25 protein-coding genes are annotated in these 23,381 nt (G+C 60.9%); 4 read left to right on the forward strand and 21 right to left on the reverse strand.

What is annotated here, in order from left to right; translation table 11 throughout:
* Window positions 1-9: 9 nt before the first annotated feature.
* From RGR602_RS12730 to RGR602_RS12775, 10 genes are all read right to left on the reverse strand, one after another.
* Window positions 10-786: a 3-ketoacyl-ACP reductase gene (locus tag RGR602_RS12730; RefSeq protein ID WP_039846839.1), complete on the reverse strand. Its 777-nt coding sequence runs from the start codon at window positions 784-786 to the stop codon at window positions 10-12.
* Window positions 786-2,291, reverse strand: a complete 1,506-nt coding sequence (locus tag RGR602_RS12735; RefSeq protein ID WP_039845418.1) for an FAD-dependent oxidoreductase — start codon at window positions 2,289-2,291, stop codon at window positions 786-788. The genes RGR602_RS12730 and RGR602_RS12735 overlap by 1 nt, the downstream gene beginning before the upstream one ends.
* A gap of 33 nt (window positions 2,292-2,324) precedes the next feature.
* The gene (locus RGR602_RS12740) at window positions 2,325-3,833 is read right to left on the reverse strand and encodes an aldehyde dehydrogenase family protein (protein WP_039845419.1); all 1,509 of its coding nucleotides are present in this window, start codon (window positions 3,831-3,833) and stop codon (window positions 2,325-2,327) included.
* Entirely contained in the window at window positions 3,833-4,606 is a 774-nt protein-coding gene (locus RGR602_RS12745) for an enoyl-CoA hydratase/isomerase family protein (protein ID WP_039845420.1), read from the reverse strand. The genes RGR602_RS12740 and RGR602_RS12745 overlap by 1 nt, the downstream gene beginning before the upstream one ends.
* Window positions 4,599-6,212, reverse strand: coding sequence for an acyl CoA:acetate/3-ketoacid CoA transferase (locus tag RGR602_RS12750; RefSeq protein ID WP_039845421.1), 1,614 nt, complete (start codon window positions 6,210-6,212; stop codon window positions 4,599-4,601). The genes RGR602_RS12745 and RGR602_RS12750 overlap by 8 nt, the downstream gene beginning before the upstream one ends.
* Before the next feature lies 1 nt (window position 6,213).
* Window positions 6,214-7,215 carry a Gfo/Idh/MocA family protein gene (locus tag RGR602_RS12755; RefSeq protein ID WP_039845422.1) on the reverse strand — a complete coding sequence of 334 codons (1,002 nt, stop codon included), beginning with the start codon at window positions 7,213-7,215 and terminating at the stop codon, window positions 6,214-6,216.
* Window positions 7,212-8,249: a LacI family DNA-binding transcriptional regulator gene (locus RGR602_RS12760; RefSeq protein ID WP_039845423.1), complete on the reverse strand. Its 1,038-nt coding sequence runs from the start codon at window positions 8,247-8,249 to the stop codon at window positions 7,212-7,214. The genes RGR602_RS12755 and RGR602_RS12760 overlap by 4 nt, the downstream gene beginning before the upstream one ends.
* A 458-nt stretch (window positions 8,250-8,707) precedes the next feature.
* Window positions 8,708-9,022 carry a hypothetical protein gene (locus RGR602_RS12765; protein ID WP_039845424.1) on the reverse strand — a complete coding sequence of 105 codons (315 nt, stop codon included), beginning with the start codon at window positions 9,020-9,022 and terminating at the stop codon, window positions 8,708-8,710.
* Between the two features lie 103 nt (window positions 9,023-9,125).
* Window positions 9,126-9,548 (reverse strand): secondary thiamine-phosphate synthase enzyme YjbQ, encoded by a 423-nt coding sequence (locus RGR602_RS12770; RefSeq protein ID WP_039845425.1) that lies wholly within the window; start codon window positions 9,546-9,548, stop codon window positions 9,126-9,128.
* Window positions 9,549-9,560: 12 nt separating this feature from the next.
* Complete coding sequence (locus RGR602_RS12775; protein WP_039845426.1) at window positions 9,561-9,914, reverse strand: DUF1428 domain-containing protein; 354 nt, start codon at window positions 9,912-9,914, stop codon at window positions 9,561-9,563.
* 151 nt (window positions 9,915-10,065) lie between these two features.
* Here RGR602_RS12775 and RGR602_RS37150 point away from each other — a divergent pair, with 151 nt between their 5' ends.
* The 4 genes from RGR602_RS37150 to RGR602_RS12790 all read left to right on the forward strand — a co-directional run bounded on the left by RGR602_RS37150 (window position 10,066) and on the right by RGR602_RS12790 (window position 13,342).
* The gene (locus tag RGR602_RS37150; RefSeq protein WP_170250458.1) at window positions 10,066-10,230 is read left to right on the forward strand and encodes a hypothetical protein; all 165 of its coding nucleotides are present in this window, start codon (window positions 10,066-10,068) and stop codon (window positions 10,228-10,230) included.
* Between the two features lie 83 nt (window positions 10,231-10,313).
* The gene (locus RGR602_RS12780) at window positions 10,314-11,312 is read left to right on the forward strand and encodes an ABC transporter substrate-binding protein (protein ID WP_039845427.1); all 999 of its coding nucleotides are present in this window, start codon (window positions 10,314-10,316) and stop codon (window positions 11,310-11,312) included.
* Between the two features lie 118 nt (window positions 11,313-11,430).
* The gene (locus RGR602_RS12785) at window positions 11,431-12,318 is read left to right on the forward strand and encodes an ABC transporter permease (RefSeq protein WP_039845428.1); all 888 of its coding nucleotides are present in this window, start codon (window positions 11,431-11,433) and stop codon (window positions 12,316-12,318) included.
* Window positions 12,311-13,342, forward strand: coding sequence for a quaternary amine ABC transporter ATP-binding protein (locus tag RGR602_RS12790; protein ID WP_039845429.1), 1,032 nt, complete (start codon window positions 12,311-12,313; stop codon window positions 13,340-13,342). Before RGR602_RS12785 ends, RGR602_RS12790 begins: the two co-directional genes overlap by 8 nt.
* Here RGR602_RS12790 and RGR602_RS12795 read toward each other — a convergent pair.
* The 11 genes from RGR602_RS12795 to RGR602_RS37160 all read right to left on the reverse strand — a co-directional run bounded on the left by RGR602_RS12795 (window position 13,339) and on the right by RGR602_RS37160 (window position 23,296).
* A complete protein-coding gene (locus RGR602_RS12795; protein WP_039845430.1) occupies window positions 13,339-13,737 on the reverse strand; it encodes a DUF427 domain-containing protein in 399 nt (132 codons plus the stop codon). The genes RGR602_RS12790 and RGR602_RS12795 overlap by 4 nt on opposite strands.
* Window positions 13,738-13,808: 71 nt before the next feature.
* On the reverse strand, window positions 13,809-14,699 hold the full coding sequence (locus tag RGR602_RS12800; RefSeq protein WP_039845431.1) for a DMT family transporter: 891 nt from the start codon (window positions 14,697-14,699) through the stop codon (window positions 13,809-13,811).
* Window positions 14,700-14,770: 71 nt separating this feature from the next.
* Window positions 14,771-15,577 carry an AraC family transcriptional regulator gene (locus tag RGR602_RS12805; protein WP_039845432.1) on the reverse strand — a complete coding sequence of 269 codons (807 nt, stop codon included), beginning with the start codon at window positions 15,575-15,577 and terminating at the stop codon, window positions 14,771-14,773.
* 64 nt (window positions 15,578-15,641) lie between these two features.
* Complete coding sequence (locus tag RGR602_RS37155) at window positions 15,642-15,821, reverse strand: hypothetical protein (RefSeq protein ID WP_170250456.1); 180 nt, start codon at window positions 15,819-15,821, stop codon at window positions 15,642-15,644.
* Between the two features lie 73 nt (window positions 15,822-15,894).
* Window positions 15,895-17,034 (reverse strand): DUF930 domain-containing protein, encoded by a 1,140-nt coding sequence (locus tag RGR602_RS12810; RefSeq protein ID WP_039845433.1) that lies wholly within the window; start codon window positions 17,032-17,034, stop codon window positions 15,895-15,897.
* Window positions 17,035-17,200: 166 nt separating this feature from the next.
* A complete protein-coding gene (locus tag RGR602_RS12815; protein ID WP_039845434.1) occupies window positions 17,201-17,494 on the reverse strand; it encodes a GYD domain-containing protein in 294 nt (97 codons plus the stop codon).
* 219 nt (window positions 17,495-17,713) lie between these two features.
* A complete protein-coding gene (gene rpoD / locus RGR602_RS12820) occupies window positions 17,714-19,768 on the reverse strand; it encodes an RNA polymerase sigma factor RpoD (RefSeq protein ID WP_022714276.1) in 2,055 nt (684 codons plus the stop codon).
* 449 nt (window positions 19,769-20,217) lie between these two features.
* Window positions 20,218-20,565 carry a GFA family protein gene (locus RGR602_RS12825; RefSeq protein WP_039845435.1) on the reverse strand — a complete coding sequence of 116 codons (348 nt, stop codon included), beginning with the start codon at window positions 20,563-20,565 and terminating at the stop codon, window positions 20,218-20,220.
* 10 nt (window positions 20,566-20,575) lie between these two features.
* Window positions 20,576-21,613 (reverse strand): L-threonine 3-dehydrogenase, encoded by a 1,038-nt coding sequence (gene tdh, locus RGR602_RS12830; protein WP_039845436.1) that lies wholly within the window; start codon window positions 21,611-21,613, stop codon window positions 20,576-20,578.
* Window positions 21,614-21,737: 124 nt separating this feature from the next.
* Entirely contained in the window at window positions 21,738-22,925 is a 1,188-nt protein-coding gene (locus RGR602_RS12835) for a glycine C-acetyltransferase (protein ID WP_039845437.1), read from the reverse strand.
* A 38-nt stretch (window positions 22,926-22,963) separates the two neighbouring features.
* Window positions 22,964-23,296 (reverse strand): hypothetical protein, encoded by a 333-nt coding sequence (locus tag RGR602_RS37160; RefSeq protein WP_203226164.1) that lies wholly within the window; start codon window positions 23,294-23,296, stop codon window positions 22,964-22,966.
* Between the last annotated feature and the right edge of the window lie 85 nt (window positions 23,297-23,381).

A 23,381-nucleotide genomic window follows, 5' to 3' on the forward strand; every position in this document is an offset into this window, starting at 1 on the left:
ATCCCCCGCTCAAAGGCGGCCGATCGAAAGCCCGCCACCAGCATCGATCACCGAGCCCGTGGCAAAGCCGAAGCTCCCCGACGCAAGCGCTGCGACGATCGCGCCGATGTCCTCAGCCTCCCCCCAGCGTTTCATCGGCACGAGCCCGCCTGAAATCAACGCATCATATTTTTCGGATACCGTCGCCGTCATCGCCGTGCGGATGATGCCTGGCCGCAGTTCGAAGACGCCAATGCCGCTCTCGGCAAGCCGCACCGCCAGTCCCTTGGTGAAGGCTGAAAGGCCGGCTTTGCTGATGCAGTAGTCGAGCCGCTCCGGCGACGTCAGCTCAGAGGAAACCGAGGTGATGTTGACGATCGAACGAGTTGCCTGCCCGGCGCCGCTTGCCAGCATCGCCTTGACGACCGCCTGCGTGAAGAACACCGTTCCCCGCAGATTGGTATCGAGCACCGCGTCGAAATTCTCCGGCTTCAGCTCGATGAAGTCGCCGCGGACAATCGAACCGATGCCGGCATTGTTCACCAGGCAGTCGATTGCCCCGAATGTCTGCAGGACGTCCTCGATGGTTGCGGAATGCCCGTCAACGTCCGCAAGGTCAGCCTTCAGGTAAAAGGCGTCGACCCCGAGCAAACGCAGTGTCTCGACCACCGGATCCTTCGGCCCGACATCCTCTATTCCGGTGATCGCGACGTCATGCCCCGCCCTCGCCAGCGCCTCGGCAATAGCCAGTCCGATACCTTGTCTTCCTCCGGTGACAAGCGCGACCGGCCGCCTTCCCTGTGCCATCATGCGAGTTCCTTCTGCAGGATATGATCCCCCACGCGCAGCGCCTGCGCTGCCACCGTCAGCGCCGGATTGACCGCGGCGGACGTCGGTAGATAGCTCGCATCGACGACGAAGAGGTTCGTATGGTCGTAGGCGCGGCACCAGATGTCGAGCGGCGCCTGCGCCGGATCGTTGCCGATTCTGACCGTGCCGCACTGATGCGACGGCGTGCGCTTGTCGAATGGCCGCGAGAGCACCAGAGGAAAGCCTGCCGCCCTCAGCGCCTGCTTCAGCTTCTTCACCAGCATCAGATGCGCCGGCCAGTTCGTCCGCACCCACTGCAACAGGATACGCTCGCCATCGACCATGATGCGGCTTTCGGGATGCGGAATGTCCTCGCTCATCGCATAGAAATCGATCGCATGCGCCGAGAGTTTGTTCAGCATCCATTCCGGCACCGACGGCATATTGGCCTTGAGGATGGCGCCGGAAACGCGGCCGAGCAGCTGGACATTGCCGAGCGGCGGCCCGCTCTCGCCGTCCGTAAGGTAATAGTCGTTGAAACCGAAGGTCTTCTGATAGATCGCGTCGTTTCGATAGGTCGGCGAGACCGCGATCACGGCGCTCGAATTGTGGTTCATGAAATTGCGGCCGACCTGGTCCGAGCTGTTGGCGAGCCCTTTTGGATTCTTCTCGTTCGCCGAACGCAGCAGCAAGACGGCAGATTGCACCGCGCCTGCCGCAAGGATCACGAGCTTCGCAGAGACCGCCTCGTCGGCGCCATCTTTCCGGTAGTGAACCGTCTCGATGCGCTTGCCGTCAGCCGCCGTTTGAAGCCGTGTCACCCGCGATCCGGTCTGCAGCCGGACGTTCGGATGCTGCAGTGCCAGCGCAAGGCCGATCGTCTCGGCATCCATCTTGCCGTCGAAACTGTTCGGATGCGCGTCCCAGGGCGTCTTCGCCCTGGCAAGCCAGCGCTCGATATCGATGCCGAGCGGCAGCGAATACGGATGCAGGCCGTTTCGCTTCATCCGCTCGCGCACAAGCGCGATCGACGGCTCGTCGGGCACTGGCGGAAAGGCGTAATTGTGCGAATGCACAGGCTCGGTGGGGTCTTCGCCGATCTGCCCGCGCACCTGATAAAGCTGCTCCGCCCGGCTATACCATGGCTCCAGTTCTTCGTAGGCAAACGGCCATGCGGGCGAGATGCCTTCCAGATGCTGCATCTCATGAAAATCCTCCCGCCGGTAGCGCACCATGACCGCTCCGAAGAACTTCGAATTGCCGCCGACATTGTAGTAGTTGCCGGGATTGAACGGCTTGCCGTCGCTCTCGTACCAGAATTCCTTTGGCCGGAAGTGGCCGCGCTGGAAGATCGCGCGCTGGTCGCGGTTTTCCGGCCGGTCCTCGATATGCCCGCCCGCCTCAAGGACGAGGATATCGGCGCCAGAAGGAGCAAGCGCGGCAGCGATGGTCGCCCCGCCGATCCCCGAGCCGATGATGACGATGTCCTGCTGCTTCACCAAGCGATCGATCCTCCCAGAACACAAGCCCTTGGCTCAGCGCGGCATCCACCAGCCCGTGCGGGCGCCGATATGCATGTTGAGCGTCTTGGTCTCGGTATAGTCCTCCACCGCATGCCGCCCGAGTTCGCGACCGAGGCCCGATTGGCGATAGCCGCCGAAGGGCAGTTCCGCCGCACCATCCATGAAGGTGTTCATCCAGATCGTACCGGCCCTTACCTTTCGTCCGATCGTCAGGCAGGTGTCGAAGTCACGGCTCCAGACGCTGGCCGAAAGGCCGTAATCGACGGAGTTCGCGATGCGGACGGCATCCTCCGCAGTCTCGAAGGTCAGCACCGAAAGCACCGGTCCGAACACCTCCTCGCGCGCCACCGCCATCTCCGGCTTGACGCCGGAAAGGATCGTCGGTGCCATGTATTGGCCAAAACCGAAGTCGATATGGCTGCCGCCAAGCGCGACATTCGCACCGCTGCCCGCGGCGGCGGAAACATAGCCCTGAACCTTCTCCAGATGCTGCGGCGTGATGATCGCACCCACCTGCGTCGATGGATCCAGTGGATCGCCGACCTTCACCTTTTGCGACAGCGCCGCCACCCGCGTCGTCACGTCGTCGGCGATGTCGCGATGCAGGATCAGTCGCGATCCGGCATTGCAGCATTCGCCTGCATTGAAATAGGCGCCGAAGACGGCTGCATCGACGAAGGCGTCGAGATCGGCGTCAGGAAACACGATCTGTGGATTCTTGCCGCCAAGCTCCAGCGACACTTTTTTGAGCGTCTTCGAGGCGTTTTCCATCGTCAGCCGGCCGATGCCGGTCGAGCCGGTGAAGGAGACCATGTCGACATCCGGATGCCCGGTCATCGTCGCGCCGACGGCTGCACCCGTGCCGGCGAGGATGTTGACGACGCCCGCCGGAACGCCGGCCTCCATCAGGATTTCGCCGAGCACGAGGGTCGAGCCGGAGGTGAGTTCAGATGGCTTGACGACCGCCGTGCAGCCCGCTGCAAGCGCGAAAGGCAGCTTCTGGCTGACGATCAGGAACGGGAAATTCCAAGGCGTGATGATCGAGACGACGCCGACGGCCTCCCGCAGCACGACGCCGAGCGTTCCTTCGCTCAGTGTATTGTAGCTTTCGCCATGCAGATCGCGGGCAAGCGCTGCCGCATAACGCCAGATGTCGGCAGCACCGGCGATCTCGCCCTGGACCTGCGTGATCGGCTTGCCGGCCTCGATCGCATCGAGATAGGCAAGTTCATCGGCACGCGCGGCGATCATGTCCGCGGCCTTAAGCAGAATGTTGGAGCGCTCGGAGGCTGTCATGCGCGGCCACAGACCATGGTCGAATGCCTTGCGGGCCGCAGCAATCGCCTTGACAGCATCATCCTTCGTCGCTGCCTTGTAGCGGCTGACGGTAACGCCATGACCCGGGGCCACGCGCTCTATCGTGCCTGCCTCGATGCCCTCCACCCATTTGCCGTCGATCAGCATGCTGAACTCGCGCACCTTCGCATCCACGAGCTTTTGCGGCTTCAGCAGCACCGTCATCACCATTCTCCCTTGAATTGAGCCGGACGCTTTTCGGCAAATGCCGAAACGCCCTCTTTGAGGTCGCCGGTCTTGGCGGCCAGGATGGATCCCAGCGCCTCGACCGCCGCGCCATTGTCCTCGCCATTGGCCGATGCGATCAGAAGCTTCGAAATCTCCAGCGCCGCCGGGCCGCGAAGTGCAATGCGCGAGGCATAGTCCCTGGCCGCGGCAAGCGATGTGCCGGTACCGACGACGGCGTCGACGATACCGTTCGCCTTTGCCTCGTCGGCCGAAAACATCTCGCCGCCGAGCACCATCCGCCGGACGATCTGCGCGCCGAAGCGCTTGACCAGCCGCTGCGTGCCCGACCACCCCGGGATCATACCGAGGCCTGTCTCAGGTAGGCCAATCTTGATCTGGCGCTCGGCAATGCGGATATCGGCAGCGCCCGCCAGCTCCAGACCGCCGCCGAGCGCATGGCCGTTCAGCGCTGCGATCAGCGGCATGCGCAGCGTCGCAAGTCGCTCGAAAATGCGGTGGCCGAAGCGCACCCAGGCATGGCCGAACTCATTAGCCTGCATGTCGCCCCAGGCCTTGATGTCACCGCCCGCAGAAAAGGCCTTGCCCTCGCCTGTCAGAATGGCGACGCGGACAGAGGCATTCGCCTCCACCTCGTCGCAGGCCGCGGCCAGCGCCTTCAGCATGTCGATATCGAAGGCATTGAGCTTTTCCGGGCGCGAGACGGTCATGACCGCGATGTGACCTTCAATTGAGACTTTCACCTCACCCATGGGATGCTCCTTCCAGAACCCGCTTTGGCTTTTCTGGCAGCTGGAGGCCGATCGGCGCTTCGCCGAAGAGAGCGTTGTCCATGACCTTCAAATTGTCCGAAACGATCAATGGAAATTCCGATTGGTCGAGAATATGGACCCGCAGATCGGCGCCCGGTGCGATCTCGGTCAGTACGATGCCGTCCGGGGTCAGTTTCATCACGCACCGCTCGGTGACATAGGTGACATCCTGCCCCTGGGCCACGCCGCGCGGACCCGAGAAGGTCACATGCTCGACGGCGTTGACCAGTTTCTTGAGTTTGCCTTCCTTCTCGATCACCAGCCTGCCGTGCTCGACGCTGAGCTTTGCGCCGGCATTGAACATGCCGGAGAAGACGATTTTCTTCGCCCGCGCCGTGATATCGACGAAGCCGCCGGCGCCTGCCGTTACGTGTGGCCGGATGGAGAGCTTCGAGACGTTGACCGAGCCGTCGCGGCCGATCTCCAGGAACGAGAGCAGCGAGGCATCGAAGCCCCCACCCTGGAAATAGGTGAATTGATAGGGCGACGGCATGAAGGCATCGGCATTCGCGGCACAGCCGAACGCGAAGTCGAGAAGCGGAACGCCGCCGACGGCACCCTGCTCGATCACCCATGTCACCGCCCCGTGAAGTCCCTCTTCCAGCAGGATGCGCGGCACATTGGCCGAAATCCCGAAACCGAGATTGACGGCGCTCCCACCCTGCAGTTCCTGCGCCACCCGGCGCGCAATCGCCTTCTGGATATTGAATTCCGATAGGCGGAATGTGTCGAGCGGCCGGAAGATTTCGCCGGAGATTGCCGGATCGTAGAGCGTTTGCGTCGTCTGCTTCTGGTCGGGATCGACCACGACATAGTCGACGAGCACGCCCGGAACGCGGACGTCGTGGGGCTTCAATGAGCCTTCCTTGGTGATGCGCTTCACCTGCGCAATGACGATGCCGCCATTGTTGCTGGCGGCGAGCGCCTGGTCGAGGCCGCCGAGATAGGCGCCTTCATGTTCATATGTCAGGTTGCCGCGCTCGTCCGCCGTCGTCGCCCGGATGATCGCCACCTGCGGTGCGATTGCCTTGAAGAACAGCCAGTCCTCGCCTTCGAAGCTGATTTTCTTGACGACCGGTTCGGCAGCCGCCTTGGCATTCATGGCGCAGCCTTCGCGCGCCGGATCGACGAAGGTTTCGAGCCCCACCTTGGTCATCACCCCCGGCCGCTTGGCGGCCGCCTCACGGTGCATGTCGAAGAGGATGCCCGACGGTACGTTATAGGCGGCGATCTCGTCGTTGCCGATCATCTGCCAGATCAATGGCGGCTCGGCGCCCGACGGGCCTGAGGGATAGGAGCCGCCGATGATCTTCTTCAGCAGGCCTTTCCTCGCGATGTAGTCCACGCCTTTGATACCGCTCATGTCGCCCGCCGCAATCGGGTGCAGCGTCGTCAGGTCGCGTGGATGGCCGGTCGCTTCGAAACGCTCGCCGATCGCCTTCAGCATCAAATCGGGGCAGCCGAGGCCGCTGGACGACGAGACCGAGACGATCGCACCGTCGGGGATCAGGGCTGCAGCATCGGCGGGTGTGACGTGCTTGTCCATGTCAGAGCCCCGGCTCGATCTTGACCACCTTGCCGGTCCTTGCGGATTCGACGACGGCAAGGCCGGTCGCAAGTGACCAGACGCCGTCTTCGCCCGTTGCCGACGGCCTGCCCTTCCCAGCAACAGCGTCGTGGAAGGCCCTGAGCGTAACCTCGTAGAGATTGGTGTTTTTGCATTCGAGTTCTGTCTCGCCCTCTGCATTCCGTAGGGTTACGCGGCCGACTGGACGCTGAGTCATGACGTTACTGGCAACGAGCGATCCATCGCTGCCATGCACCTCGAAGCCGGTCTTTGCATATTTCGTGGTAAAACCGTCATGGAACTGCGCGATGACGCCGGACTTGAAGCGCAGTACGCCCATCACGGCATCCTCCAGCCCCGACTTGCCCATGCCGCCGCTCTGGCCGAAGGCGATCGCCTCGACCGGATCGTCGCCGAGCACGAAGCGCAGTGTATCGGCATCGTGCACGGTGATATCAAGGATGACGCCGCCGCCCGCCTCTGGCCGGTCGAGCCGCCAGCCCTGCAGATGCGGCGGCAGATAGACGGCGTGAAAGACACGGGCAGCGAGCGGCTTGCCGATCTTGCCCGCTGCAATTGCATCGCGCATGGCGCGGTGGGTGGCGGCATTGCGCAGGTGGTGGTTCGTCGCCATCACCACACCCGCCTGCCTGGCAGCCTTTACCATCGCATTCGCATCGGCCTGGCTCATTGCCAGCGGCTTCTCGCACAGCACATGCTTGCCCGCCTGGATCGCCGCCAGCGCCTGGTCGCGGTGAAGTTCGTTGGTGGTCGAGATGTAGACAGCCTCGACATCCGGATCATTGACGAGGTCGGCAACGCTGGTCACCGACTTCGCAATGCCGTTCTCGGCCGCGTAAGTCTTGCCGCGCGCCGCGTCCGTGCTCATCACCGAGGCGGCCTCGCCGCCCGCTGCGCGGATCGCACCGATCACCCATTCCCTGGCGATCGTGCTGGCACCGATCAAACCCCAATTCGTCATCGCACTCCTCCTTGAATGCCTGTGCCGCAGCTTTGACGCACGACGAGGCGCACGCTTTTGACGAGCGCTTCGGGCTCAGCCGCCCCCGAATTGATCTGCTTTAGAAGCAGCTGCGCTGTCCGGCGCCCCATGCCTTGCGGATCGACGGAAACGGTCGTCAGCGCCGGCACCGCCGTCTTTGCCTCGATCACATCGTCGAAACCGACCACCGCGAACTCGGCGCCAGGCTCTATTTTGCGGCTTCGAAGCCCGTCACAGACGCCGAAGGCAACCGCGTCGTTGAAGCAGACCGCAGCCGTCGGAGGGACAGCAAGCCGCATCGCCCGCTCGATCGCCTCGACGCCGCCCGCTCGCGAGGGTGCCGCTCCGATGGCCAGATCCGCGTCGAAATCCAGCCCCGCGTCGATCAGCGCGTCTCGATATCCCATAAAGCGCTCGGTAAAGACGGCGGTATCCGGAAAGCCGCCGAGAAAGGCGATGCGGCGATGGCCGAGCTTGGCAAGATGCGCGACGGAGGCGGCCGCTCCCGCGTGATTATCCGACGTCAGCGATGACACCCGCGCACCTGGCACATTGCGGACGGCCATCACGACAGGGATTCCGGCATTGGCGAGCGCCGCGAAATCTGCAGCCTCCGTGCCGCGGGCCGGCGAGATGATGAGCCCGGAAATCCCGTGTTCGCGCATCGATGCAATGACTTCGCGCTGCCGGTCGATATTCTCGCCGGTGTTGGCTAGAAACTGCACGTAACCCGCCGACTGCATGACGCTGTCGATGCCGACGGCGAGCTCGGCGAAGAAGCTGTTCGTCAGATCGTTGACGACCATGCCGACGATTTTTGACTTGGCGTTCGCCTGCCTCAGATTAGCAGCGCCCCGATTATAGACATAACCAAGCTCGCGCATTGCGGCATTCACCTTGGCGCGCGTCGTTTTGTTAACGAGCGAGCTTCCCTGCAGCACGAGCGACACGGTCGACTTTGAAACGCCGGCGGCGTTCGCAATGTCGATAACGGTCACGCGCTCCCTGCTCATGATTGTCCCCCGATCATCGACTGCATCTCCAGTGATCCGTTCTCTCAGCGGGCGCGGACTCTTTCATGCCACCTCCTCCAAGAATACTTGGAGTAAATTGGAACGTTCCAAATTTGTCAAGAAATGAATTGAAGCGCTGTCACTCCGTTGTCGGATGGGTTTGGAACGTTCTAATTCAAGCCGATAAAGCCCGGTAAAAAATATATCCCCGAACACAAAAGCGTACCGGAATTGACAAAAGTGCACTTTGCAGCCGTACTCGACGGTACTAATGAAATGAGCGTCGCTTCTTCTTTTCCCCGAAGCGGCCTAGAACTCAGCCTCGCCCGTCGCGAGGCTTTTTTCATTTTTGCGGCCGCACTTTTGGTAATAGAAAACCGCCCTTGCCGTGATCCGAGAAGAATTGGCAAAGGCGGTTCTTGTGCCGCCGCGTCTGAAAGGCCGGCGGCTGCTACTGTTTAACGGCGAATCAGAGGGCAGCCGCGGACATTCGCAAATGCCATGCGGTCCCAGCCGCGGCGGTCGCGGCCGGCAACGACGACACGGCGCGGTGTGACATTGACGACGCGCACGTCGCGCAGACCGGTCCAGCGAGCCTTGCGAACAGCCGCGACCGGCGAGCAACCGCGGTAGACCGGTGGCGGGCGATGATACTGGACGTCAATGACCACCGCGCGCTCCGGGCCTGCTGCGGCAGCAGTCGAGACGGTGGCGGGGATCGAAGTAACGGCAAGCAAAGCGGCAAACGATGCCTTTGCAATGAAATTGGTCATTGGGGACTTCCCTCGTTCAATGGACGCTCGAACCCTTTCGGGGATGATTCGACAATAGAGGGCTAAAGCTGAACGATGTTCGAATTGCGCATTCACGTTCGGTTCAGGCGCTGAGATGCAGCACGATTTCGCGACGATGAGGACGGTCGCGATGCTCGAAGAGATAGAGCCCCTGCCAGGTGCCGAGCCCCAGTCTGCCGCTGGTAACGGGAATGCCGATCGAAACCTGCGTCAACGCCGATTTTATATGAGCGGGCATGTCGTCCGGGCCTTCGGTCGTATGGACGATCCAGCGCATCGATGGGTCCGATGACGGCGGCACGAGCCGGCGGAAGAAGGCATTAAGGTCCGTCTGCACATCCGGGTCGGCGTTTTCCTGAATCAAGAGCGAACAGGAAGTGTGGCGCACGAAGACGGTGAGCAAACCTTCGTCCACGCCGCTTGCGCGGACGAAGGCAGTCGTCTGGTCCGTAAATTCGTAGAGGCCCTGCCCCCGGGTTGAAACGGAGATGATCGTTTGGGGCATGAAACTCCTTTTTCACAGCTCGATGACGGTTTCGAAGCCGCCATAGATCATTCGCTTGCCATCAAAGACCGTTTTCCATTCATCGCCCTGCAGGCGTGGATCGGACATGACCTTGGCCACAATATCGTCGCGCTCCTTCCTCGATCCATAGACGATCCAGGAAAACCCTACCACTTCGTCCTCCTTCGCCATCACCGCACGCGGAAACGAGGTGAGTTCGCCATAGGGCACGTCGTCGGCAAGGCACTCGACATATTGGAGCGCACCGTGCTCCTTCCAGATCGAGCCGGCGAGATTCGCCAACTTCTTGTAAGCCTCGATATTGGCTTTCGGAACAGCCACGACGAATCCGTCGATGTAAGGCATTGTCGTTCTCCCATATTCTGTTGACGATCATAGGACGGATGGCGAGCGCAAGGCCCGACAGTATAGGTGAGAAATATGCGTGATCCGCCGATTTCCAGCCCCGCGGCGTCCCGGCCTTTGCAAGATCAGGCACAAGAGGCGTCGTTTCTGAATGATCCGCCCGAATGATCCACTTGTCACGCGCAGCAAGTTCGCAGGCACAATTTGCGCCCATTGGAACAATTGTTCCGATCGCGACAAAGCACTTGATCAGCCATTGAAAGAAAGCGTCAATGCGCCATTTTTTGACGCAAGCGGAATGGCGCGTGGCGCATGAAAGCATGCTCAATAGGCTTGCTGGCGGACGCGGTGCCGCAGGCGCCGGGTTCACGTCACACCGCGACCAGAGGGAACAAGAAAATGAAAGCACTTTTGGCTTCAACCGTCCTTGCAGCCGGCCTGATCGGCCTTTCGAGCGCGGCATCGGCTGCGGAGTGTGGCAACGTCACCATCGCCAGCATGAACTGGCAATCGGCCGAAGTTGCCGCAAACCTCGACAAGATCATCCTCGAGGAAGGCTATGGATGCACCGCCGAGATCGTCAGCGGCGACACGGTTCCGACGCTCACATCAATGGCTGAAAAGGGTGAGCCGGATGTCGCGCCGGAAGCCTGGGTCAGCCTCCAGCCGGAAATCGTGAAGCGCGGCCTGGAAGGCGGCAAGGTGGTCGCTGCCTCGAAAATCCTTTCAGACGGCGCGATCCAGGGCTGGTGGATCCCCAAATACATCGCCGAAGCCCATCCAGACATCAAGACGATCCCCGATCTCTTCAAGCATCCCGAACTCTTCCCTGCTCCCGAAGACAAGAGCAAGGGCGCCGTCTTCAATGGCCCTCAGGGCTGGGGCGGAACGGTCGTGACCTCGCAGCTCTTCAAGGCCTATGGCGGCGACAAGGCCGGCTTCACGCTGGTTGATACCGGCTCGGCAGCCGGCCTCGACGGTTCCATCGCCAAGGCCTACGAAGGCAAACAGCCCTGGGTCGGCTACTACTGGGCCCCGACCTCGCTCCTCGGCAAATATGAGATGGTGAAACTCGGCTACGGCTCCGAATACGATGCGGCGGAATGGAAGCGCTGTACCTCGGTTGCCGATTGCCCCGATCCCAAGCCGAACGCCTGGCCGGCCGACGACGTTCAGACGCTCGTGAGCAAAACCTTTGCCGATCGCGCCGGCCCGGCCATGGATTATCTCAACAAGCGCGCCTGGACGAACGACACCGTTAACAAGCTGATCGCCTGGATGACCGACAACCAGGCTACCGGCGAAGACGGCGCCAAGCACTTCCTCAAGGAAAACGAAGCCCTGTGGAAGGAATGGGTCTCTCCGGAAGTCGCCGAGAAGATCAAGGCTTCCCTCTGATCCCTCATGATCCGCAAAGCAGGCGGTGCTTGACATCCAGGCACCGCCGGCCCGATCCTTTTGCGCGACGGCCATAAGAAGAACAGGGCCGCCGCCGCTTTAGCCATGGGGAACTGACATGGATTGGCTCTGGAAATTTCCGACAATGGATGCCGACACGCTGCGCGTTCTGAAGAAGAACGTGGACGAAGGCTTTCGCACTTTTACCCGCGCCTACGGCGACAGCATCGAAGGGCTGTTCAGCCCGCTGCAAAGCTTTCTGATCTGGGCTGAAAGGCTGCTCACCGGCACGCCCTGGCCGCTGGTGATCCTGGTCGTCGCCGGCATTGCCTGGCTTGGGAGCCGCAATTGGAAGATTGTCATCGGCTGCGCCGCGACACTTTTCCTGATCGGCTGGTTCGACATGTGGGAAGACACGATGAAGACTGTTTCGATGATCTTCGTCTGCACGGTGCTTTCGGTTGCGATCGGCATTCCGATCGGCATCGGCATGTCGCGTTCCAACCGGCTCCAGAATGCCGTCAATCCGGTACTCGACGTCATGCAGACCATGCCGAGCTTCGTCTATCTGATCCCGGTCGTCATGCTGCTCGGCATCGGCCGCGTGCCTGGCGTGATCGCCGTCGTCATCTATGCCTTGCCGCCGATGATACGCCTCACCAATCTCGGCATCCGCATGGTCGACAAGGACGTGCTCGAAGCGGCCGACGCCTTCGGTTCATCGAGCTGGCAGAAGCTGCGCAACGTCCAGCTTCCCTTGGCGTTGCCGACCATCATGGCCGGCATCAACCAGACGATCATGATGGCACTCGCCATGGTCGTCATCGCCTCGATGATTGGCGTACAAGGTCTCGGCCAACCGGTCCTCAAGGCCATCGCCAACCAGTACTTTACCCTCGGCGTCTTCAACGGTCTCGCCATCGTCGGCATCGCCATCATCTTTGACCGCATCAGCCAGGCCTATGGTCTCAGGCTGCAGAAGCACCGGGAAATCGTGCATGGCTAGTCAGTCGATTGAAATACGCAATCTCTACAAGATTTTCGGTCCGCGTGGCGGCGATTTCATCGAAGCCGTCACCAAGGGCATATCGAAAACCGAGCTCAACAAGGAGCACGGCCATGTCCTCGGACTGAAAGATATCAACATCTCGATTCCAGGCGGCAGCATCACCGTTATTATGGGGCTTTCCGGTTCCGGCAAGTCGACGCTGATCCGCCACATCAACCGTCTGATCGACCCGACAGCGGGCGAAGTGCTCTATGGCGATATCGACATCTGCAAGATGAGCGAAGAGGAACTCCGCGAGTTCCGCCGCCGCAGGACGGCGATGGTGTTCCAGAAGTTCGGCCTGCTGCCGCATCGCAACGTGCTGCAGAACACCGTCTACGGACTGGAAATACAAGGCGTGCCGAAGGGCGAGCGCGAAGAGCGTGCGAATATCTGGATCAAGCGCGTCGGCCTCGACGGCTTTGCCGGACATTATCCGAACCAGCTTTCGGGCGGCATGCAGCAGCGTGTCGGTCTTGCCCGTGCACTCACCAACGATGCCGAGATACTCCTGATGGACGAGGCCTTTTCCGCCCTCGACCCGCTGATACGCGTCGACATGCAGAGCGTGCTGCTCGACCTGCAGAAAGAACTGAAGAAGACCGTCGTCTTCATCACCCACGATCTCGACGAGGCATTGCGGCTTGGCGACAAGGTCGCCATTCTGCGCGATGGCGAGGTCATCCAGCAGGGCTCGGCCGCCGATATCGTGCTCAATCCCGCAACCGACTACATCGAGGCCTTCGTCAAGGAAGTAAACCGCAGCCGCGTCATCCCGATCGAAGCGCTGATGGAGCCGCTCAGCAATCCCGCAAGCGACACCGTGATCCGCATCCCCGGCAAATCGACCGTGGAGGAAGGTATGCGGATGATGACCGAAAGCAACGTCACGCACGCGACCGTCACCGGCGCCGATGGCCTGCCCGCAGGCCGCGTGTCGCTGGAAGGTCTCGTGCGCTGTCTTGTCGGGACGGGACACTAAAACTCGCCGGCCTCAGGTGCCTGCAGTTCTTCGATCGAATCCACACGATCCGGATAGAACGCCATACGGTCCTTGATTTCGCGCATCGCGGCATGCGGGTTTTCATACGTCCAGATGGCGTTCTTCGCGCGCTCGCCGCCAGGCGTGATGCTGTAATAGGAAGCCTCGCCCTTGTAGGGGCAATAAGTAGAGTGGTCGGTGCGTTGAAGCACCGACATGTCGACATCCTTGCGCGGAATATACTGCACTGGCGGATAGGAAGCCTCGCGCAATGTCAACGCATCGCGCGTGTCAGCGACGACCTTGCCGTCGAGCTTGACGACGACGCGCGCTGGATTGTGGTCTACGGTGATCGGATGATCAGGCCCGGGAATCTTGATCGGCTTGTCTGACATGAGCGTTCGCCTTCGAAAGATTGCACCGTCCCTAGATAGGGTCGAACCCGGCGCTTCCCAAGGGGTCACCGTCACGCGCGCCGCACCCGGGCAAGTGCAGACAAGCCGAGCCCCAGAACGGCGGCGAGCACACAGGCGACGCCGAAAATCTGATGGAAGCCGACCGGCTCGCCGAGCAGCACGAAGGCAAAAATGACGGCGGAGACCGGAGCGATTGCCGTAAACAGCGAAGCCTCGCTGCCGCTGACGCGCTCTAAGCCCGCGTACCACAAGATGAAGCCGCCGACGGTGGGCACCAGCGCATAATAGACGACGGCTAAGAGCGCCGCTGCGGAAAAACCGCTTGCGGCATGGCTTTCGAAGAGAGCCGGAATGCCGGCAACGAAGAAACCGATGCCGGTCATCAGCGCCGACTGCGTGAGCGGCAGGATCTCGCTCTGCATGCGCTTGTTGAGAAGAATGAATAGCCCCTCGCAGATGACGGCGCCGAGGATCAGCACATTCCCGGTCAGTGAGCCGCCTGCGGATGCGCCCGGCGTCAACGCGACCCAGAATACGCCGAAAGCAGCAAGCGCGATGGCAAGCAGCAGGAAGCGGTGCGGCCTCTCGCCGAGAACGAGGATCGAGATCACCGCCGAGACGACCGGGAGCGTGCCGATGATGACGCCGGCATTCGTCGCCGACGTCAGCTGCAGGCCGGAGATCAACAACGTCGTATAGCCGACGCTGCCCGCTCCTGCCTGCGTCACGAGGATGAGCCAATCGTGGCGCGACAGTTTCGGCAGCCGCAATCTGGTGATTTGCATCAAAAGCAGGAAGAAGGGGAAGGCCGCGGCGAAACGCAGCGCCGTTGCCGTAAACGGCGGAAGGCTTGATGCGATGATCTTGCTGGCGATTACCGTGCTGCCGACCGTGATCATCGCCAGTGTCAGATAGATGTAGCCCTGAAATGCCTTTGTCATGGGATTCTCCGTTTCGATGGACGAAGAAAACCGCAAAGACGAATTAGCTTCTTGAACGAAATTGCGGGCCGTCAGGCAAGTGCCGTGGCATAGACACGCGGCGTGAGGCCGTATTTGGCCGTGAAGACGCGTGTCATGTGGCTCTGATCGGCAAAGCCGCTGGCGAGGGCCGCCTCGGCAAGCGACGTGCCGGAAGCGATCAGGCGGCGGGCCATGTGAATGCGCGCCTGGATCAGATAGGCATGCGGCGTCATGCCGGTTGCTTTCGCAAAACCGCGCAGCAGCTGAAACCGGCTAAGGCCGCTTTCGCGCGCAAGATCGGCAAGCGAGACATTGGCGAGAGGATCGCCGTCAATCAGGCTCTTCGCCTTGCCGATCGTGCCCGGCGCCATACGCGCTACTTCCGGCATCGGCTGTTCGCGCATCACAGCTGCAACAACGCCGAGGAGCAGTTCTTCGCGTGCAAGGTCATCTTTCGTGGAGCGGCTGGTGATTGCGGCAAAGAGGCTTGCGAAGCGTGCTGCAAGGACGCTGTTTTGAATAACGGGGCGCGGAATTTCCGAGCGCATCATTCCGCTTTCGCCGACATCCTGCGCGAGATCGCCGATGATCGCCGGATCGAAATAGAGGATGCGCCACGACCGCCCCTCGCCGATCGGTGCGCCGTCATGGACCTCGTTCGGATTGACGGTGATGAGATCGCCGGCTTCCGCTTCGACCATGCCGCGCCCGCTCAGCGACTTCTGCGCACCGGAGACAATCAGGCCGATGCCGAATTGTTCATGCGTATGCCGTGCGAAACTGCGGCGGGTTTCCGCTTCCACGGCCTCCACCCCGGCCACCGCCGAACGGTGCATTGTGAACTGACGTTTGGCCACGCAGCGTCTCCTTCCGGCCGGACTCTGCCAGCGGCAGGCGAAGCACGCAACGTCTTTGCCGAGATCAGTGAAGTGTTTCAGGCCGGATTTCGTCGGAGAGAATTTTCAGGGCGTCTTCGAGCGCTGCGACCAGAATATCGGTCAGCTCATCACCCTTGTGTTCGAGAAACGCCAGGCTTGCGGCCTCGTCCTGCATTTCAAAGAAGTGCTCGATCTCGTTCGACATCATCGTCCTTTCATTCACCGGAACATTCAGCGATGAAAGCAGACTAGGAGAGCTCACTTGCGCAGGGCTGGTGCGAGCGGGCGAGCCCGTGTCAGAACTCCGGAAGATTACGGCTCCGCCACAGGCTGGGCGGGATCGGATCGCCGACATCGACGGCAAACGAGACGACCTTGGTTACGCCCTCGTCCACCTCGCAGCGGAATTGAACGTCGTACCAGCCCTCGCGCGTGCGGAAGGCACCGCGCCGGACATCGAGCACCGTACCGCGCGGCAGCGCGTAAGTGGGGACCATCACCGGATTGTAAGCGGGCGATCCGTGAACCAGTTGCTCGCGAAGCTCGGTGCTGCAAAGCTGCGCGGCCCGCCTCCCGCGCGGCATGTTGCCCATGGCGGTCCGGGCGATCGGATCATCCGTTTCGTTCTGCGAGAACAGCGTCTTTGCTTCCTTCAGCTCGGCAGGCTTTTCGGCCTTCGTCGTTTCCGTCTGGTCGATCTTGGGCTGGTCCGCAGGCTTTGCCTGTTCGAAACCGATTTTCGCCTGGTCTTCTGCGCCAGCCGCAGGTCCGTTCTTCTGCGGATCGATATTGGCCACATCAACCTGCGGCAGATTGACATCGTCCGGCACCGGGTTTGCCGGCGGCTGGTCCGTGGCGGGAGGCTTTGCCGCGGCCGTTTCGGCAGGTTTGGGCTCATCCGGTTTCGGCTCGTCGGGCGGCGTCGGCGGCTTGCCAGCCCCCGCCGAAGCATTGCCCGTTTCGGATTTGCGCGGGCCACTATCCTTGTCGCCAAATTCGAAGACGGGCCTCAGGACGGGCATTCCCTGTCCCTTCCCCTCCTTGTCGGAGGGATTGTTCCTGGCTTCGGATTTCGGCGGTTCGGACGGCTTCTCTTCCGGCTTGGCTTCCGGCGCCGGAGGAGGTGGTGGCGGCGGAGGTGGCGGGGGTGCTGGCGGTTTCTGCTCAGCCTTCTCCTCGATCTTCGGCAGTTCGGGAGGTCTCTCGGGCGGCTTTTGCTCTTCCGCCTTTTTTTCCTCGGCCTTCTTCTCCTCCGGCTTCTTTTCCTCTTCCGGCGGAGGCACGAGATCGACGTTCACCGTCTCCTCTTCCGGCGGCTGCGGCGTCTTTTCAGGCAGCTTCACCAGGAAAAACGCAACGACGGCAATATGCAGCGCGATCGAGGCTGTGACACCCCAACTGATCTCTCCCCAGCGCTTTGCGACGAACTTCTGCATGCCCGCGAATTATGCTCTCCGACAAGGTACGGATGTGGCCTTTTAAGAAGGCAGCATCAAGCCGCAAAACAAAAAAGTGCTTTGCCGCGCGACCGAGCTAAGGTCGCGCGGCGGATCGTCCACATCTTTTACCTTCACGAGGCTGCGATCCGCAGGCCGATCGCCGCTAGCCGAGCGAGCCTATGATTTCGCGATAGGCAGCCTCCGGGAACGCCTTCAGCGTTTTGGTGCGAACGTTGCCGGCCGTCGCAAGCTGCAGCGTGAACCGCGCCATCACCGCGTCGTCCGGCGCCTCGCATATCGAGACCATGTCGTATTCACCCATCGTCAGAAAGAAATCCTTGAAGGAGCCGCCCATCTCGCCGAGCGCCTTCTTTGCCGCGTCCAGCCTTTTTGCCGAGTCGCGTGCACTGCGAACGCCTTGATCCGTCCAGCTGATAAGCATGACGTATGTGGTCATTGCACACCTCCCTACGGAGGGTTTTGGTCCACGCAGGCATGTGGCGACCTTCGCTCACGCGCTGCGGCCGGTCCCGTCCCCCGTATCGTCCGGACTATACCATTGAGCCGCGCGGAAAGCGACGGAATGTCTGGGAACCCCAAAAGAAAGAGCCGGGACGGACCCGGCTCTTCGATCATCAATCAGTCAACCGCAAGGCTGTCATCGCAGCCACGGCCCTTAGCTGTCCAGGAAGCTGCGAAGCTTTCTGGAGCGGCTCGGATGCTTTAGCTTTCGCAGCGCCTTCGCCTCGATCTGACGGATACGTTCGCGGGTAACCGAGAACTGCTGGCCGACTTCCTCGAGCGTATGGTCCGTGTTCATGCCGATGCCAAAGCGCATGCGCAGCACGCGTTCCTCGCGCGGCGTGAGCGAGGCGAGAACACGCGTCGTCGTCTCGCGCAGGTTCGCCTGGATGGCGGCGTCGATCGGCAGCAGCGCGTTCTTGTCTTCGATGAAATCGCCGAGGTGCGAATCTTCCTCGTCGCCCACGGGGGTTTCGAGCGAGATCGGCTCCTTGGCGATCTTCAGGACCTTGCGAACCTTTTCGAGCGGCATGGCGAGCTTTTCGGCCAGTTCCTCCGGCGTCGGCTCGCGGCCGATTTCGTGGAGCATCTGGCGGGACGTGCGGACGATCTTGTTGATCGTCTCGATCATGTGCACCGGAATGCGGATCGTGCGCGCCTGGTCGGCGATCGAGCGGGTGATCGCCTGGCGGATCCACCATGTCGCATAGGTGGAGAACTTATAGCCGCGGCGGTATTCGAACTTGTCGACCGCCTTCATCAGGCCGATATTGCCTTCCTGAATGAGGTCGAGGAACTGCAGGCCGCGGTTGGTGTACTTCTTGGCGATGGAGATGACGAGGCGAAGATTCGCTTCGACCATTTCCTTCTTGGCGATGCGCGCTTCGCGTTCGCCCTTCTGCACCATGTGCACGATGCGGCGGAATTCCGAAATCGAGATGCCGGTTTCCGTGGCGAGGTTCTGGATCTCCTGGCGGATGTCACGGATCGTCGTGTTCTCGCCCTTGGCGAATTCCTTCCAGCCGCGCGCAGCCAGATTGCCGATCGACTTCATCCAGTTCGGATCGAGCTCGGCACCCTGATACTGCTCCAGGAACGAGTCGCGCTTGACGCCATAAGATTCAGCCAGACGCAGCAGGCGGCCCTCGTTTTGAACGAGGCGCTTGTTGATGTCGTAAAGCTGCTCGACGAGAGCCTCGATGCGGTTCTGGTTGAGCGACAGCGACTTGACGGCCTTGATCAGCTCGTCCTTGAGTTCCTTGTAGCGGCGCTCTTGAGCGGAAGACAGCGTGCCGGTCGCGGCAAGGCGCTGCTCGACCTGCTGGTCCTGCAGCTTGCGCAGCTTCTTGTAGGTCTCGGCGATGAGGTCGAGCGTCTCCATGACCTGCGGCCGCAGCTCCGCTTCCATGGCTGCGAGCGAGAGGTTGGATTCGTCTTCGTCCTCTTCCTCTTCCTCAACGGGCATGCCTTCGCCGCCGACATCGGTGATGTCGTCGTCGCCGGAACGCATGCGGCGGGTCTTTTCCTTCTCTTCGGCGGCCTTGCGGTCAGCCTCGATTTTTTCAGGGCTCTGGAACTGCGGGGCGGCCTTGGCTTCCGGACCGGAATAGGTCGTTTCGAGATCGATGATCTCGCGTAGCAGGGTCGTGCCCTCGTTCAGTTCGTCGCGCCAGATGATGAGCGCCTGGAAGGTGAGCGGGCTTTCGCAGAGCCCGGCGATCATGGTTTCGCGGCCGGCCTCGATGCGCTTGGCGATGGCAATTTCGCCTTCGCGCGACAAGAGCTCGACGGAACCCATCTCGCGCAGATACATGCGCACGGGATCGTCGGTGCGATCGGTCGGCTCCTTCTTCTTTGCCGTTGCGAGCGCGGTGCCGCCCGAAGGCGCGAGTTCGCCGCCTTCGCTCTCGTCATCGCCGCCCGCATCGTCGTCGTCACCGCCGCTCTGGCCCGCCTCTTCGGCTTCTTCGTCTTCGATGACATTGATGCCCATATCGGACAACATCGCCATCGTGTCTTCGATCTGCTCGGACGTCACTTCCTCTGACGGAAGAACGGCATTCAGCTCGTCCATCGTCACGTAGCCGCGCTTCTTCGCGGCCTTGATCATTTTCTTGACCGCGTCATCGGAAAGATCGAGAAGAGGGCCGTCGGATGCGCCGTCGCGTTCGACTTCCGCTTCTTCGTTCTCTTTGACCTTGGTTACCATTTATATCGTCGCCTTCCTGACGCTATTCAAACTCGCTCGATGAACGGCCCTCGAAGCCTGAGTGCGCAAACCCAAGCCTCGAATCACCTTACCCACCTAACGGGATGACCTTTAAAGCCCAATTAACCACGATCGCTGATGCCGGACGACAGAGCTTTAGTGCTTCGAAACTTCCGGCCATGGTTATGTGCGATCCGCCTCGACCAACTTCACCGCTTTTCAAGTCGAACGGTGATTCCCACAATTTTTGTTCCCGTCAAGCTTTTCCACCAAAAAAGCCGTCGAAAACACGGAAAAAGCCTTATCCACAGGCTGGAAACCGCTCAAGCGATTGCTTCGCTTAGATAGGATGTCACCGCAAGAAGACAAGGGGAGCAAGAATTCTCGCCACGGCAACGAGAGATCTTACTGGTTTTTAGCTGCCACTGCAGGATATCCGCCGCCCATCGCTATCGGGACGCACCATCGTAAGGCATGATTTCCAGAGAACCGAGATCGATCACGGGAATACAGCGTAGGTTGACCGATGCCATGGGATCGCCGTTCGGAAGAACGCCTTCGCCGTAGGGTGCAATACCGCAGTTGCTGCAAAAGTGATGTTTGATGACATGGTTGTTGAAAGTATAGGTCGACTTGTTTTCTTCCGGCGTCTGCAGCTTTAGCTTGTCGCGCGATACGAAAGCAAGCAGGCCGCCCCGCCGGCGGCAGAGCGAGCAATCGCAATCGATAGCCGTCTTGAAGTCTCCGTCCACCTCGAATGCGACCTTGCCGCAGTGGCAGCTTCCTTGGTAGATCATCGTTGTTCCCTTAGTTCCAATCCATCACGACCTTGCCGGAATTGCCTGAGCGCATCGCCTCGAAGCCGTCCCGGAATTCATCGATCTTGATACGGTGCGTGATGACCGGCGACAGATCGAGCCCGCCCTGCACGAAGGCGATCATCTTGTACCAGGTCTCGAACATCTCGCGACCGTAGATGCCCTTGAGGTTCAGCATCTTGAAGATGACCTTGTTCCAGTCGATCTCGAAACCAGCCGGCGCGATGCCAAGGATTGCGATCTTGCCGCCATTGTTCATCTTGTCGATCATGTCGCGGAAGGCGGGTGCTGCACCCGACATTTCCAGGCCGACGTCAAAACCCTCCGTCATGCCGATCGCCTTCATGACATCGGCAAGGTTCTCCTTCGACGCATCGACGACGTGGTCGATGCCGAGTCTGCGCGCCAAATCCAGCCGGTGCGGGTTGATGTCTGTGATGACGACTTTGCGGGCGCCGGAACGTTTGGCGACGAGCGCGCCCATGATGCCGATCGGGCCTGCACCGGTAACGAGCACGTCCTCGCCGACGAGATCGAAAGAAAGTGCTGTATGAACCGCATTGCCGAATGGATCGAAGATCGCGGCGATCTCGTCCGGGATGTCGTCCGGGATCGGCACAACATTGGCTTCCGGAATGCAGACGAACTCGCCGAAGGAGCCGGGACGGTTGACGCCGACGCCAAGCGTGTTGCGGCACAAGTGCCCCCTGCCGGCGCGGCAGTTGCGGCACTTGCCGCAGACAATATGGCCCTCGCCGGAGACCCGTTCGCCGACATGGTATCTGGTGACGGCGGAACCGACCTCGGCGATCTCGCCGCAGAACTCATGACCGACGACCATCGGCACCGGAATGGTCTTCTGCGCCCACTGGTCCCAGTTCCAGATATGGACATCCGTACCGCAGATCGCCGACTTCCTGACGCGGATCAGAACGTCGTTCGGCCCGACCTCAGGAACCGGGACGTTTTCCATCCAGAGCCCGACTTCCGGTTTCGACTTGACCAGCGCCTTCATCATATTCGACATTCGAGGTTTCCCGTCTTGTATAGTGCCCAGCTTCGCTGTTTCCTTTCTCCCCTCGGGGAGCACGGCACATCGTTATTTGCTCTTCATCCCTTCTCCCGCCGGGCTGAAGATGGAGCAAGCGGCGTCAAATGACGCCTAGTTCCCTGCCCGCTTCCGCGAAGGCCGCAACCACGCGCTCGACATCTGCGCTGGAATGCGCCGCCGACATCTGCGTGCGGATGCGCGCCTGGCCCTTGGGCACGACCGGGAACGAAAAGCCGATCACGTAAATACCCTTCTTCAGCATCAGCGCCGCCATGTCCTGTGCGAGCTTGGCATCGCCGAGCATCACGGGAATGATCGGATGCCCCTCGCCCGCCAGCGTGAAGCCGAGCTTGGTCATCTCCGTGCGGAAGAGCGCAGCATTCGCTGAAAGTTTTTCGCGCAACGCGTTGCCGTTCTCGATCAGATCAAAGACCTTGAGCGAGGCGGCGGCAATGACCGGCGCAAGCGTATTGGAAAAGAGATAGGGCCGCGAGCGCTGCCGCAGCCAGTCGACGATCTCGGCCTTTGCCGAAGTATAACCTCCCGAAGCACCGCCGAGTGCCTTTCCGAGCGTTCCGGTGGTGATATCGACACGGCCTTCGACGCCGCAATATTCCGGCGAACCACGGCCATGCCTGCCGACGAAGCCGACGGCATGGCTATCGTCCACCATGACCATGGCGCCGTATTTCTCCGCGAGATCGCAGACACCTTGCAGGTTGGCGATGATCCCGTCCATCGAGAACACACCATCGGTCGCGATCATCTTGAAGCGGCTGCCTTCGGCCTTCTTCAACTCTTCTTCCAGCGCCGTCATGTCGTTGTTGGCATAGCGGAAACGCTTGGCTTTGGAGAGCCGCACGCCGTCGATGATCGAGGCATGGTTCAGCGCATCGGAGATGATCGCATCCTCCTCGCCAAGCAGCGTCTCGAACAAACCGCCATTGGCATCGAAACAGGAGGAATAAAGGAGCGTGTCCTCCATGCCGAGGAACGACGAAATGCGGGATTCGAGTTGCTTGTGCTCCTCTTGCGTGCCGCAGATGAAGCGGACGGAGGCCATGCCGTATCCATAACGGTCGAGTGCCTTTTTGCCCGCCTCGGCCAGCTCGTCGTTATCCGCAAGGCCAAGATAGTTGTTGGCGCAGAAGTTCAGCACGCGCTCGCCGGAGGCTATGGCGATTTCGCCGGCTTGCTTCGAGGTAATGACGCGCTCGGACTTGTAAAGGCCGGCATCCTTGAGCGCGGAGAGTTCGCCGCGCAGATGGGAGATGAATTGCGAGGTCATTGACGGTCTTTCTTCCGATGCTTCCGACTGTCGCCGAGTTAGCATATTGCGGTCGGCTTGTCTTGTTCAGCGCTGAACCGAAACCAGCAGGAAGCAGTCTTCCGCAGCACGATGGAGCTGGCCGCACAACACCGCCCTTGATTTCGCCGATTGCGACCTCGCTCGGAATTGCCTCCTTCATCAACGGCCATGTCCTGCCCGTCGACTGCGGCATGACCGTCAGGATCCCTTGCGGCTAGCTTCACCGGTGGATGAACTGCAAGATGCCGATCTTGATCCCAGAGCTCGGCTTCCATTTCGACGTCAAAAAGTCCGAAACGCTTCTGAATGGGAGGGATGGCCTCCTGCGTGTTGGCGCGTTCAAATTCCATTAAGAAATATTCGACAGGCTCCGGCAATCACGCGGAAAACCTCGGTCTCCCGCCTATGCATGTGCGGCCCCGGTCCTGTTCCGGG

The organism is Rhizobium gallicum bv. gallicum R602sp (genome assembly GCF_000816845.1).
Taxonomy (GTDB): Bacteria; Pseudomonadota; Alphaproteobacteria; order Rhizobiales; family Rhizobiaceae; genus Rhizobium; species Rhizobium gallicum.